The organism is Bacillus sp. FSL R5-0712 (assembly GCF_038593285.1).
Lineage (GTDB): Bacteria > Bacillota > Bacilli > Bacillales > Bacillaceae > Bacillus > Bacillus safensis.
Genome location: NZ_CP151981.1, coordinates 2,497,882 through 2,512,149 on the forward strand (window position 1 = coordinate 2,497,882; position 14,268 = coordinate 2,512,149).

The 14,268-nt window shown below is 42.2% G+C and carries 11 protein-coding genes; 1 reads left to right on the top strand and 10 read right to left on the bottom strand.

Going from position 1 to position 14,268, the window contains the following annotated elements; all coding sequences use genetic code 11:
- Positions 1–14: 14 nt before the first annotated feature.
- Positions 15–845 carry a cytochrome c biogenesis protein gene (locus NSU11_RS12725; RefSeq protein ID WP_122631802.1) on the bottom strand — a complete coding sequence of 277 codons (831 nt, stop codon included), beginning with the start codon at positions 843–845 and terminating at the stop codon, positions 15–17.
- 7 nt (positions 846–852) lie between these two features.
- Entirely contained in the window at positions 853–2,220 is a 1,368-nt protein-coding gene (gene hemA / locus NSU11_RS12730) for a glutamyl-tRNA reductase (protein ID WP_024427831.1), read from the bottom strand.
- 242 nt (positions 2,221–2,462) lie between these two features.
- Between hemA and NSU11_RS12735 the strand changes: the two genes are divergently transcribed.
- Positions 2,463–2,948 carry a hypothetical protein gene (locus NSU11_RS12735; protein WP_206534411.1) on the top strand — a complete coding sequence of 162 codons (486 nt, stop codon included), beginning with the start codon at positions 2,463–2,465 and terminating at the stop codon, positions 2,946–2,948.
- 211 nt (positions 2,949–3,159) lie between these two features.
- Here NSU11_RS12735 and yihA read toward each other — a convergent pair whose 3' ends face one another.
- From yihA to leuC, 8 genes are all read right to left on the bottom strand, one after another.
- Positions 3,160–3,747, bottom strand: coding sequence for a ribosome biogenesis GTP-binding protein YihA/YsxC (yihA, locus tag NSU11_RS12740; protein WP_024423177.1), 588 nt, complete (start codon positions 3,745–3,747; stop codon positions 3,160–3,162).
- Positions 3,744–6,068 (bottom strand): endopeptidase La, encoded by a 2,325-nt coding sequence (gene lon / locus NSU11_RS12745; RefSeq protein WP_044331485.1) that lies wholly within the window; start codon positions 6,066–6,068, stop codon positions 3,744–3,746. Before lon ends, yihA begins: the two co-directional genes overlap by 4 nt.
- A 171-nt stretch (positions 6,069–6,239) precedes the next feature.
- Positions 6,240–7,901: an ATP-dependent protease LonB gene (gene lonB / locus NSU11_RS12750; protein ID WP_073206715.1), complete on the bottom strand. Its 1,662-nt coding sequence runs from the start codon at positions 7,899–7,901 to the stop codon at positions 6,240–6,242.
- A gap of 136 nt (positions 7,902–8,037) precedes the next feature.
- On the bottom strand, positions 8,038–9,303 hold the full coding sequence (clpX, locus tag NSU11_RS12755; protein ID WP_024423180.1) for an ATP-dependent protease ATP-binding subunit ClpX: 1,266 nt from the start codon (positions 9,301–9,303) through the stop codon (positions 8,038–8,040).
- A 251-nt stretch (positions 9,304–9,554) separates the two neighbouring features.
- Entirely contained in the window at positions 9,555–10,829 is a 1,275-nt protein-coding gene (gene tig, locus NSU11_RS12760) for a trigger factor (protein WP_024423181.1), read from the bottom strand.
- A 240-nt stretch (positions 10,830–11,069) separates the two neighbouring features.
- Entirely contained in the window at positions 11,070–12,077 is a 1,008-nt protein-coding gene (ddcA, locus tag NSU11_RS12765; RefSeq protein WP_283859531.1) for a DNA damage checkpoint antagonist DdcA, read from the bottom strand.
- A 125-nt stretch (positions 12,078–12,202) separates the two neighbouring features.
- Positions 12,203–12,802 carry a 3-isopropylmalate dehydratase small subunit gene (leuD, locus tag NSU11_RS12770; protein ID WP_024423183.1) on the bottom strand — a complete coding sequence of 200 codons (600 nt, stop codon included), beginning with the start codon at positions 12,800–12,802 and terminating at the stop codon, positions 12,203–12,205.
- 13 nt (positions 12,803–12,815) lie between these two features.
- A complete protein-coding gene (gene leuC / locus NSU11_RS12775) occupies positions 12,816–14,231 on the bottom strand; it encodes a 3-isopropylmalate dehydratase large subunit (RefSeq protein ID WP_234107266.1) in 1,416 nt (471 codons plus the stop codon).
- Positions 14,232–14,268: the final 37 nt, after the last annotated feature.

Below are 14,268 nucleotides of genomic sequence, written 5' to 3' on the forward strand. Positions count from 1 at the left end.
TTTAAGACTCATCATTATTGAAACCAATGAAAGGTTGATAAGCTACCAAGCAGAAAATAATTAATCATCAGCACAAGAAATGAAGCGACATTCCATAGTGCCACGATTTTGCCCTGCATATTTCTCACCAATCTGATATATAAGTAAAAGCCGTATAAAAACAGCATAATAAACGAACCAAGCACCTTTGCATCTGTCCAGTACAACGTATCATACGAAATATATGCCCATATGATGCCAAGAATTAAACTAAGCAAGAGCATAGGCACACCAATAATGTTTAATACGTACGCCATATGATCCAGCTTTGATAAGTCTTCAATTCTCAAAAGCCATTTTCCCCATTTTTTCTTTTTCAGCAAACGATATTGAAAGAGATAAAGCAGTGAAAACGCAAATGAAAGTGAAAAGGCACCGTAGGATAAAATTGCCATCGTAATATGAATCACGAGCAGTTCACTCGTCAGCTTCCCCGTTAGTTCTGCTGAATGGAGGTCAGATGGTGTAAAGGTGTGAATCGCCATCATGGAAAAACCGATCACATTTGTAAAAAAGACAATAAATTCAACGCGCAATATCTTTGTGAGCACAAGCGAAAGTGTCACAAGCACCCACGTATAAAAATATAACCCCTCTGCTACATTCAACACAGGGAATCGGTCTGTTTCCATCATAATATAGAACATGTAGACTGTTTGCAGCAGCCAGACAATAGAAAGCAACCAGAAAGCCATTTTTCCAGCCTTCCGGTTGTGTTGAAGAAAATCTATGAAATAGAACAAGACACTTAGTGCATAGATTAAGATCGTTGCTTCATTGAGTCTCGCTACAATGGATTCCATCATCGCTTAATCACTCACTGGCAACTGTAGCAAAGCCTTGTGCCATATTTGGTTTGAACAGCTGAAATGATCCTTGCTCCACCTGCATCGGCTCGACCTTTTGCTCTTCATCTTCAACCTGTAGATCAAAGATTTCTTTAAAGAGTAAAAGCTTTTCCTCTGCATTCGGCTCCGCGGCAATTTCTTTTGCCTTTAAGATAGGATCTTTCAGCATTTGGTTGATGATGCTTTTCGTATGTTTATTTAACAGCTTCATTTCACGATTTGTGAGGTTTGGAAGCTTCCGCTCAATACTCTGCATCGTATCAGCTTGAATTGTGAGTGCCTTTTCTCTAAGTGCAGAAATGACCGGAACAACACCTAACGTATTCAGCCATTGCTTAAATTCCACAATTTCTGCTTCAATCAGGAGCTCAACCTGCTCAGCCACTGCACGGCGCTCTTTTAAGTTAGCAGCCACGATGCCTTCAAGGTCATCAATGTCATACAAAAAAGCACCTTCTACTTCAGAAATAGCTGGATCTAAATCACGGGGTACAGCAATATCCACCATAAATAGAGGTCTGCCCTTCCGTTTTTTATTCGCACTTTCGACCATTTCTTTTGTAATGACAAATTGTTTCGCTCCCGTTGAGCTGATTAAAATGTCCGCTTCGGATAATGTTTTTTCTAATTGATTTAAGCTTTTAGGCTCTCCTGAAAAACGACCCGCCAATTCCTTTGCCTTCTCAAACGTTCGGTTGATGACCGTTACTTGGCCAATTCCTTGACCTTGAAGGTTTTGAGCCGCCAGTTCGCCCATTTTGCCCGCACCAAGAATCAGGACATGCTTATCAGAAAGACGTCCAAATATTTTTTTGGCAAGCTCAACAGCTGCATAGCTGACAGACACGGCATTAGACGCAATATCCGTTTCCGCATGAGAGCGCTTCGCAACGGTTACCGCCTGTTTAAATAAATAATTGAAAACGGTACCAATGGTCTTCTCCTCTTGAGCTACTTTAAAGCTGGAACGTACTTGACCGAGTATTTGCGTTTCACCAATGACCATGGAATCAAGTCCACAAGCCACACGGAATAAATGCTCAACCGCTCCATCGTTTTCATAAAACTTCAAATATGGAGAGACATCTTCCTTTTCTAAACCGAACCAATCGGCTAAAAATCTTTTTATATAAAACCGTCCAGTATGAAGCTGATCTACTACTGCGTAGATCTCTGTTCGATTACATGTTGAGATGACGATATTCTCTAGAATGCTTTTTTCTTCTTTAAGCTTGGACATCGCTGTTCCGAGCTCACTCGGTTCAAAGCTCAGCTGTTCCCGTATCTCAACAGGGGCTGTTTTATAATCTAAACCCACAACAAGAATATGCATAACTTCAGCTTGCACCCCCAACGCCCTGTCTAATTTATAATAATTACAATATAGAATTTATTATTTATAATGATTATAACATATATTCATTTTTAACTGGATAAAAATTGTGAACAGATTTCAAAAATGTTGTGATATAGTAGAAAAATGTTCGACACCAATTATGCCAGATCATCACTTCAAGCAATTTACCAGATTTGGCGCGTGCGGACAAATGATCTGCTTAAAAGAAGGTGACATCTTTGAAGAAGAAATCCATTTTGCTGCCGCTCACTTTATTGGCTGTAGCGCTATATGCCATTCTCTCAGGAGGTCAATTTGACATTTGGAAGGATCAAGAGAAATGGTATACACTTATACTGCTTTTTGGCCTCGCGTTCTTATATCAAGGAAAAAAGGAGCAAGAAAGCGCTCATGTGTTTATCGGTATGCTCATGACAGGCCTTTCGCTACACTTTATTCTACAGCCTAAATTGGACCACTGGCCAGACACATTTACAATGATTGTGTTCATCGTAGGACTTGCACTCTTTGTGAAATCATCTCAGAAAAAAGAATATCGAATTGAAAGTGTTGTGCTGATCGCACTCGGTTTGTTCCTTTATTTCTTTCAGCAAATTACAAAACAGCTAAGTTCCCTTTCGATCCCTACTTCCGGCTTTGAATTGTACTGGCCTTATGTACTGATTGCTATCAGTCTCCTCTTATTATTTTTAAAAAGGAAATAACTTATACAATAAAAAAGGCATCTGCTCATGGCAGATGCCTTCAGCGTAAAGACAAACCCTCGCATTCGGTGTCAGTCCTGCGTGCTGGTGCTCACGAATAGCAAATTCGCTCCGCGCCAGTACTCGTCCTTTCTAGACTTCAAGGGTTTTCTTATCACGCCGAAAAGAAGACAAAGATAAAAAAGCATCTGCTCATCGCAGATGCCTTTTTTTAGCCGTTTACCTTCGCAAGGATCGCATTCCAGGCTTCATCTTTTCCCTTTTTTGTTTCAGAAGAGAATAAGATGAGTTCATCTGATGGGTCAATGTCGAGCGTCTGTTTGACGACTTTCGCATGTTTTTCCCATTTACCTTTTGGAATTTTATCCGCTTTTGTTGCGATGACGATCACGGGAACTCCGTAATATTTAAGGAATTCATACATGTTCACATCATCTACTGATGGCTTATGGCGCAGGTCCACAATTTGGACGACTGCTTTTAATTCTTCACGCATTGTAATATACGTTTCGATCATTCTACCCCAGGCTTCGCGCTCTGTTTTTGATACTTTGGCAAAACCGTAGCCCGGAACGTCCACAAAATGGAGCATATCATTAATAATGTAGAAATTAAGCGTCTGGGTCTTACCTGGTTTAGAAGACGTACGCGCTAAATTTTTACGATTAATCAATGAGTTGATGAACGAGGACTTTCCAACATTTGATCGTCCAGCAAGCGCGATTTCAGGCAGTCCGCCGCTCGGGTACTGCTCTGGTTTCACCGCACTAATGACGATATCTGATTTTGTTACTTTCATCTTCCCTCTCCTACCAACGCTTTCTCAAGCACCTCATCTAAATGTGAGACCGGAATAAAGGTTAGTCCTTCTCTCACACTTTCAGGAATATCATCAATATCCTTCTCATTGTCCTTTGGAAGAATGATGGTTTTCAATCCTGCACGATGTGCGCCTAATGCTTTTTCTTTTAGTCCGCCAATCGGAAGCACTCTTCCTCTTAACGTTATCTCTCCTGTCATACCAACCTCTTTTGATACAGGACGTCCTGTGAGTGCTGATACAAGAGCCGTCGCAATGGTGATACCAGCTGATGGCCCGTCCTTTGGAACCGCACCCTCTGGAACATGGATATGAATATCGTGCTTTTCATTAAAATTAGGATCAATGTTCAGTTCATCTGCTTTGGAACGAATATAACTGAATGCCGCCTGTGCAGATTCTCTCATGACATCACCAAGCTTACCTGTTAACAAGAGCTTGCCTTTACCAGGAGAAAGTGATACCTCAATGGATAAGGTGTCTCCGCCAACTGTCGTATACGCAAGTCCTGTGACAACCCCGACTTGGTCTGTCGTTTCAGCCTGACCATAACGGTAAAGTCTTTTTCCGAGAAATTCAGATAAGTTCTTTTCCGTCACTGTGATGCGCTTGCGGTCTTCAGCCACAATCGCTCTTGCCGCTTTTCGGCAAATGGCTGCAAGCTGACGCTCTAATCCACGAACTCCTGCTTCTCTTGTGTAATAGCGAATCATATCATAAATCGCTGCTTCACGAAGCTGCAAGTTCCCTTTCTTTAATCCGTGCTCCTTTAGCTGCTTCGGCAGAAGATGATCTTTCACAATCTCTGCTTTTTCAACCTCTGTATACCCTGCAATCGTGATAATCTCCATTCTATCACGAAGTGGACCTGGAATGGTTGCTAAATTGTTGGCAGTGGCAATAAATAACACCTGTGATAAATCAAATGTCTCTTCAATATAGTGATCGCTAAAGTTGTGATTTTGCTCTGGATCCAGCACTTCAAGCATCGCAGAAGACGGATCACCTCTAAAATCAGAGGACATCTTATCGATTTCATCTAAAAGAAACACTGGATTCATTGTGCCTGCCTTACTCATCCCACGAATGATACGGCCTGGCATCGCCCCTACATATGTTCTTCTATGTCCGCGAATTTCAGATTCATCACGCACCCCGCCAAGAGAGATACGGATAAACTTTCGGTCAAGTGATTTAGCAATCGATTTGGCAAGTGACGTTTTCCCTACCCCAGGAGGTCCTGCTAAGCAAAGAATCGGTCCTTTTAATGAATTGGTCAGCTTCTGTACAGCAAGGTATTCAAGTACACGTTCTTTGACTTTTTCCAGTCCATGATGCTCATCATCTAAAATTTCACTTGCAAGCTTTAAATCTAGACGATCTTCTGTATAGATGCCCCATGGAAGATTAATCAGCCAATCAATATAATTTCGAATGACAGAGCTCTCCGCAGAGCTTGAAGGAATTTTTTCATAACGGTTCAATTCTTTTAGCGCCGTTTCACGAACAGAATCCGGCATGCTGGACTCTTCGATTTTAGACATTAATGAACTGACTTCGCCTGTTTTTCCTTCCTTGTCTCCAAGCTCCTTTTGAATGGCTTTCATTTGTTCACGCAAATAATATTCTTTTTGCGTTCGTTCCATTGAACGTTTGACGCGCTGGCCAATTTTCTTTTCAATTTCCAGCACTTCTTTTTCATTGTGGATTAAGCTGATGACACGATTCAGACGTTTTTTGACATCCACTGTTTCCAGTACTTCTTGTTTGTCCTTTAATTTGAGCGGCAGGTGAGAAGCGACGATATCTGCCATTCTCCCCGGTTCCTCAATATCCGTCACCGTTGCATATGTTTCAGCTGAGATTTTTTTTGAAATTTTTATGTACTGATCAAAGTGATCTAACAAAGTGCGCATGAGTGCTTCTGCTTCTGCGTCCTTTAACTCTTCTTCTGCCAATTCTTTAATATCGACGGACGTATAGTCCTCAAGCTCCACATATGACTCGATCTGCGCTCGATTTAAGCCTTCAACGAGTACACGAATCGTTCCATTCGGCAGCTTCAGCATTTGTTTGATTTTTGTGTAGGTGCCGACTTTGAAAATTTCCTCTTCACCTGGTTCATCTATTGAAATTTCCCGCTGTGTTGCTAGAAAAATCATATGATCGTTCATCATCGCCTGTTCTAATGCTTGAACAGACTTCTCGCGTCCAACGTCCAAATGCAAGACCATTGTTGGATAAACAAGCAAGCCTCGCAATGGGAGGAGCGGAACATTCTTTTTGATTTCATCTGCCATGTTGATTGACACCTCCGTCACTAGTATGAATCATTATAATATACCTGTTTCAGTCTTGTACAATGTAAAAGACTTGAGAAATGATGATCTTACCGTAGTATACCCTTTCTTTTTATCTTGAAAAAGAAAAAAAGATCTATTTCACTAAAAAATCCCCATATGTGATGGGGATTAAACAGATTTTCTTTTCATTTCCTCTTCTAGTCCATCTTTCTTCTCGTCTGGAGGGTTGACCAAACAGTGATCCAGCACCTCTTGGAAGTGCTTCACAGGCACAATGGTGACGCCTTCAATCTCTTTTAAGATCGACTGCTGGTTGTCATAAGGAATAATCACAGTTGTGGCACCAGCTTGTTTCGCCGCCTTAATCTTCGGTATTACACCGCCGATCGGCTTCACCTGACCCTGCAATCCGATTTCACCTGTCATTGCTGTCAGATGATCAATCGGGATTTGATGAATGGCAGAGAAAATCGCTGCCGCCATGGCAATCCCAGCAGACGGTCCATCAATAGGGGCACCGCCTGGAAAATTAATATGGATGTCATATTCATTTGTCCGTATCCCTAAGTTTCTCAGCACTGTTAATACATTTTCAACAGATCCTTTTGCCATACTTTTTCGTCGAATAGATTTAGACTGACTGCCAATGCTTTCTTCTTCTGCAATGCCTGTAATGTTGATACTTCCTTTTTCGAGTGCCTTACATATATTCACTTCAATCTCGAGCAAGGCACCGCTGTTTGGTCCGTAGACTGCCAGACCATTCACTACACCGACTTTTGGCTTTTCCGGTACTTTTTGTTCATATCTTGGTGTCAGCTGGCTTGAGTGAATGACCCACTCGACATCGGCGATCGTGATGTCTTTTCTGTTTTCCGTGACGGCCATTCCAGCGGCGATCTGCACCATATTGACTGCTTCACGGCCATTTTTCACATAAGAGGTTAACAAGTTCAGCCCTTCATCACATAATTCCTTTTGGATTTTCTGGACAGCCTTAGCAGCGACAATTTTCAGTTCATGCTGGTCAAGGTCCTTAAAGAAAATTTCTAAGCACCTCGATCGAATCGCTGGTGGAATTTCTTCAGGTGTTCTTGTCGTAGCACCAATCAATCGAAAATCAGCCGGAAGCCCATTTTGAAAAATATCATGAATGTGATTCGGAATTTGGGTGTTTTCCTCACTATAGTAAGCACTGTCTAAAAATACTTTCCGATCTTCAAGGACTTTCAGCATTTTGTTCATTTGGATCGGATGCAGTTCACCAATTTCATCGATAAACAGAACCCCGCCATGAGCATGCGTAACGGCTCCTTGTTTTGGCTGCGGAATACCTGCCTGTCCCATTGCTCCCGCCCCTTGGTAAATCGGGTCATGCACGGAGCCAATGAGTGGGTCTGCAATGCCACGTTCATCGAATCTTGCGGTTGTGGCATCGAGCTCCACAAATACCGCATCTTTCTTAAACGGTGAATCAGCATGACGTTTCGCTTCTTCCATAACAAGACGGGCAGCGGCTGTTTTTCCAACCCCCGGGGGTCCGTAGACTATGACATGCTGAGGATTTGGACCGCACAGCGCTGCTTTTAGAGCACGAATGCCGTCTTCCTGCCCTACAATATCTTGAAATCCCTTTGGCCGGACTCTCTCTGATAAAGGCTCACTCAGCTTGATTGACCGCATCTTTCTGAGCGCTTCCATTTCTTTCTTTGATTCTTTGTCTATCGTCACCTTTTGTGTACGCTGATTTCGCAGTAAGTTCCAAAAGTACAGCCCGATGACGATACCAAAGAACAGCTGTATGAATAATACGATTCCTGTCCAGCTCAATCGGTGCTCCCTCCTTCATCTATCTTATGTATTGGTTTCTGTCTGCTAGTATTTCCTAGAGCTGGACGGAATAAACACGTCTTCCACGATAAATAAAAAACTCCTGAATCAAAATGATTCAGGAGCGAGACTTCTCTTATGCAGATGTTTTAGTATCCTTGTTGACGACTGTGCCATCCTTTAACACAAGACGCGGCGGCTCACCATCAGCAACCGTTGCACCAGTGATGACACATTTTTCAATATCATCACGAGATGGAAGGTCAAACATGACATCAAGCATGATGCCTTCAATGATCGAGCGAAGACCACGAGCTCCTGTTTTACGCTCAATTGCCTTTTTCGCAATTTCGCTAAGAGCATCTTCTTCAAATTCAAGCTCTACATCGTCAAGCTCAAGCATTTTTGTATATTGCTTAACAAGCGCATTTTTAGGCTTCGTCAAGATTTCTACAAGTGCTTTTTCATCTAACGGCTCTAGGCTTGCAATAACCGGCAGACGACCGATGAATTCTGGAATTAAACCGAAGCGAAGCAAGTCTTCTGGCAGTACTTTTGATAGAAGGACTTCTTTTTCAAGATCTTCGACTTTATTTTCCGCACCGAATCCAATTACTTTTTGACCTAAGCGGCGTTTGATGATTTGCTCAATCCCGTCAAAGGCTCCTCCACAAATGAAGAGGATGTTCGTCGTATCAATTTGAATGAATTCTTGATGCGGATGCTTACGTCCACCTTGAGGCGGTACACTAGCGACTGTTCCTTCAAGAATTTTCAAAAGGGCTTGCTGGACGCCTTCCCCAGATACATCGCGAGTGATAGAAGGGTTTTCTGATTTTCTTGCTACTTTATCGATCTCATCGATGTAGATAATGCCTTTTTCCGCTTTTTCTACATCATAATCCGCTGCCTGGATCAGCTTTAGTAAAATATTCTCTACGTCTTCACCAACATAACCCGCTTCAGTTAATGATGTTGCATCTGCGATCGCAAATGGAACATTTAAAATACGTGCAAGTGTTTGAGCAAGTAATGTTTTACCGCTTCCTGTTGGTCCAATCATAGAAATATTACTTTTCGAAAGCTCAACATCATCAATCTTGCTGTTGGAATTGATCCGTTTGTAGTGGTTATACACCGCTACAGCTAAGGATTTTTTCGCATTGTCTTGTCCGATGACATATTCATCAAGAATCTCCCGAATTTCATGAGGCTTCGGAACATCCTTGAATTCAACTTCTTCCTCTGTGCCGAGCTCTTCTTCAACTATTTCCGTGCAAAGCTCGATACATTCATCACATATATATACGCCAGGTCCTGCGACCAGTTTACGCACTTGATCTTGCGTTTTTCCGCAAAACGAGCATTTTAATTGACCTTTTTCCTCGTTGAATTTAAACATTCTTTCACCCCTTATTCTTCTTCACTTGCCTGTAGCTAACAGTCAGCTACCTTTCTGGGTCCAGTATGTATGCATTTTACCATACTTTCCTAAAAGACGGTAACGATGTGTTTCTAACACTGCACATTGAGATATGTATGACAGAAAGATGCGACTTACACTATCGTTTCCAAAAGAAGCGATGATAAGTCAAAAATTGTACAAAACAAGGCACGAGTCACTCGCGCCCTGTTTTATTATTATGCACCATATTAACGGTTTTCTACAAGAAAATCAATTGCTTTACGAACTTTTAGATCTTCTTTCATTGCTTCAGTAGATCCGATCGCTTGTTTGATATTTTCAATTGGCATGTTGTATGCTTCAGCCATTTTTGAAAGTTCTTCTTCCACTTCTTCGTCAGACACTTGTAAGTTTTCTGCAGCAGCAATTGCTTCAAGTGTTAGGTTAGATTTTACGCGTTTAGCAGCATCTTCTTTCATTTGCTCTTTCAGCGCATCTTCATCTTGTCCAGAGAATTGGAAGTAAAGCTCAAGGTTCATTCCTTGCATTTGAAGACGTTGTTCGAATTCTTTCATCATGCGGTCTAGCTCAGTGTCAACCATCGCTTGTGGGATGTCAACTTCCGCATTTTCAGAAGCTTTCGCAACTAGCTCTTCACGAAGTTTTCCTTCTGCTTCGTTTTCTTTTGCTTCTTCAAGACGTTTCTTCGTTTTTTCAGTTAACTCAGCAAGCGTTTCTACTTCTTCATCAACATCTTTAGCGAACTCATCGTCAAGTGCTGGAAGTTCTTTTGCTTTGATTTCATGAATTTTCACTTTGAATACAGCTGGTTTACCTGCAAGGTCTTCAGCATGGTATTCTTCTGGGAATGTAACTTCTACGTCTTTTTCAGCGCCAGCTTCAAGACCAACTAATTGCTCTTCGAAACCAGGAATGAATGAACCAGAACCTACTTCAAGAGAGTAGTTCTCAGCTTTTCCGCCTTCGAATGCTTCTCCATCAACGAATCCTTCGAAATCAAGAACAACTGTATCGCCGTTTTCGATTGCGCCTTCTTCTTTGACAACAAGCTCAGCTTGACGGTTTTGCATGCCTTTAAGCTCTTCTTGTACATCTTCATCAGTAACAGCTGTGTCGTCTTTTTCTACGTTAAGACCTTTGTAGTCACCAAGTTTTACTTCAGGCTTCACTGTTACTTTTGCAGTGAAGATTAAGTTTTCGCCTTTTTCGATTTTCTCAACATCGATTTCAGGGCGGTCAACTGGCTCGATACCAGCTTCGTCGATTGCTTTTGGATATTCAACCGGAAGAAGAATATCTAATGCATCTTGATAAAGAGATTCTACACCAAAACGCTGCTCGAAAAGACCACGTGGTACTTTCCCTTTACGGAATCCAGGGATCGATACTTGCTTAACCACTTTCTTAAATGCATCATCAAGTGCTTTGTTAAATGTTTCAGCGTCAACTTCTACAGTTAGTACGCCTTCGTTACCTTCTTGTTTTTCCCATTTTACTGACATGTGTGTTTCCCTCCAAAAATCTATTCAGATTGTGCGTTGCTCCATTCTAAAGCATCATAAAGACTTCGTCCAATCAAAAACCACGCACTCCGCTAAGAAGCTTGCATTATGTATACAACATTTGACTTGATTATACATATCGTCTTTCAACCGTTGGAATCTGACAACTGCACTATATATGCACAAATACAACCATTATATTATAACATAACAAGTCCGTCTTTCAACTAAATCGACAAATTACAAATAAGAAATTTCTTCAATATCTTTCAGCATTGTGCAAGCTTCTCTCAGCTCTCGTTCGTTAAATTCATACAATAGATGCAATTCTTCGAGTTCAATCTCAATTCCATGCATTTCATAGCCTACTTTATGAAGTGCCGCTGCCCAAAGACTCGGATCTGTGTATTTAGGAAGAAATGGATACAACACAAATAAGTGCCGGCGCCATAACTCTTCCACGGCTTGGTAAAGGGTCGGATTCTCATTGCCGAGCGTGTCATCAAGCATACGAAGGACTTGCTGAAGGAGCGGCATCTGCTCTGGCTTTACAGCCTCAGAAGGAATAAGGGTTAAAGAATCACCGAATTTTGTCACATGAACCGGTTTTGCCACATCATGATCTGCCAGAAGCTGCAGGATCATTGATTTGACCAAAGGGTTCCCATCAGGATTTTGTAAGATTGTATTTAATAGACCCATATGCGGTGTAATATTCCGGTCTTTCAATGAATGAATGAACTGGACCTGTTCTTCCGGACGCTTCAGCATATCATCTATGTTGACCTCACTTCCGGCGTCCTCATCTTCATCTAAAATCTCTTCAGGTGAGTCGATCATTTTTCTGCTAAATTCGAGCAGCTTGTAAAAATGCTCCGCGCTTTCTGCCGGAAGATGGTTTTCCTCGAGCACAGCCTCAATCGTCTGTTTGACTTCTTCATATTCTTTCAGCTGAATGAGGATCGTCATATACACTTGGAGCACAGTGAAATAGTGGCCATATCCTTCATGCAACATTTTTTCACAAACACGCTTTGCATCCTGCAGCTCACCCAGCTCCAGAAAACAAATGGCCATTCCGAGGTGAATATCGGATTCTTCATCGTCATCGTACGATTTAGCTTCTGAAAACAAGTGAAGCGCCTCTTGATACTGCTTATCTTTTAATGCTGCCATTCCTTTTTCAATCAGTCTTTCTTTCAGACCAGGAAACAAAATGACATTATCTTTCTTCTTGTCATGCTTCATGCTTACGTTCCTTTCGGGCGCATATTTTTTATCAGTTTACCAACGAAGATTAGTAAACACAAGTAACGAGAGGTTTTCATGCAAAAAAGAAGCCGTCACACCTCGGGCGGACAGCTTCTCGTTGCTTAAGCGCGCAGCCAGCTGCTGCGCTTTTCTTCAAATGCTTGAATGTCATCTTCTAGAAGTAATGTTAATGAAATCTCATCATAACCATTTAGGAGCATTTCTCTCCAGTGAGGGTCGACTTGAAAAGGGGTGATATTCCCTTCATGATCTTCTATCTGCTGTTTTTCAAGATCAACCGTCATCTCATACCCTTTGTTCTCATATGACGCAGCGAAGGTTTTCCACACATCATAATCAAGGCGAATCGGAAGCATCCCATTTTTAAAGCAGTTTTGATGAAATATATCTGCGAATGATGGTGCGATGACAATTTTAAAGCCATAATCATCAAGCGCCCAAGGAGCATGTTCCCTAGATGATCCGCAGCCAAAGTTCTCCCCTGCGATCAAAATGGATGCTCCTTCATAGATCGGCTGATTTAGTTCGAAATCTGGATTTGGGCTGCCATCGGCTAAATAACGCCAGTCGAAAAAGGCAAAGCGGCCATATCCTGTTCGTTCGATTCTTTTTAAAAATTGTTTCGGAATAATTTGATCTGTATCTACATTGATACGGTTAAGCACAGCGGCTTTTCCTTTATGAGTGACTAAAGGCTCCATCTATGACAACTCCTTACACGACTGTTTTCTCTTGATTAAACTTCCTGACATCGACAAAGCGGCCATGTATCGCAGCCATTGCAGCCATTGCCGGGCTGACAAGATGCGTTCTCGCACCCTTCCCTTGACGCCCTTCAAAGTTACGGTTTGATGTGGACGCGCAGCGTTCGCCCTCCGGTACCACATCGTTATTCATACTAAGACACATACTGCAGCCAGATTCTCTCCATTCAAATCCTGCTTCAAGGAAGATTTCATGAAGACCTTCTTCTTCTGCTTGCAATTTGACACTTTGAGAGCCAGGCACCACAATCGCTCTGACATGATCTGCTACTTTTTGTCCTTCAATCATAGAAGCAGCTTGGCGTAAATCAGTCATTCTTGAGTTCGTACATGAGCCGATAAAGACATGCTCAATCGTAATATCTTCTATACGCTGATGCGGGTGGACACCCATGTATTCGTAAGCACGAATTGCTTCTTTTTGATCATCTTCTTGTGCAAAGTCCTCAGGTCCTGGGATTGATGCATCCACAGGCAGTACCATTCCTGGGTTAATTCCCCACGTAACCATTGGTGAAATCTTATTTCCATCTAACACAATGGTTTTATCGTAGGTTGCACCTGGATCTGTTCTAAGTTCTTCCCATTCTTTAATAGCTGCTTCGAAATCCTCGCCCTGCGGTGCATATTTGCGGCCGCGGCAATATTCAAAGGTGACTTCATCAGGTGCAATCAATCCTGCTCTCGCGCCTGCTTCAATCGACATATTACAAACAGTCATCCGCTCATCCATTGTCATGTTTCTGAATACTTCCCCAGTGTATTCAATGACATAACCTGAACCGAACTTCACGCCGTGTGCACCAATGACGGCTAAAATGACATCTTTGGCGGTTACCCCTTTTTGAAGCTTTCCGTCTACTCTAATTTCTAGCGTTTTCGGACGCTGCTGCCAAAGTGTTTGTGTAGAAAGTACATGTTCAACCTCACTTGTACCGATCCCAAAGGCAAGTGCACCAAACGCGCCGTGAGTTGATGTATGACTATCTCCACAAACGATTGTTTTCCCCGGAAGTGTCAATCCAAGCTCCGGTCCAACGACATGGACGATCCCCTGGTCAACACTGTGGAGATCAGCAAGACGAACGCCAAATTCCGCACAGTTGCGCTCTAAGGCACTCACTTGCTTTTTAGCAATCTCATCTTTAATCACAAATCGATTCACAGTTGGGATGTTGTGATCCATCGTCGCAAACGTGTTTTGAGGTCTTCTCACCTTGCGCCCTTTTTGTCTTAATCCTTCAAATGCTTGAGGTGATGTCACTTCATGCACCAAGTGCAGATCAATATATAAAAGGTCTGGTTTCCCCTCGCCGCTTTTGACTACATGCTGATCCCATATTTTTTCGATGATTGTTCGAGGCATAACCCTTTTCCTCCCTCTATCTAATTCCACAAGATTC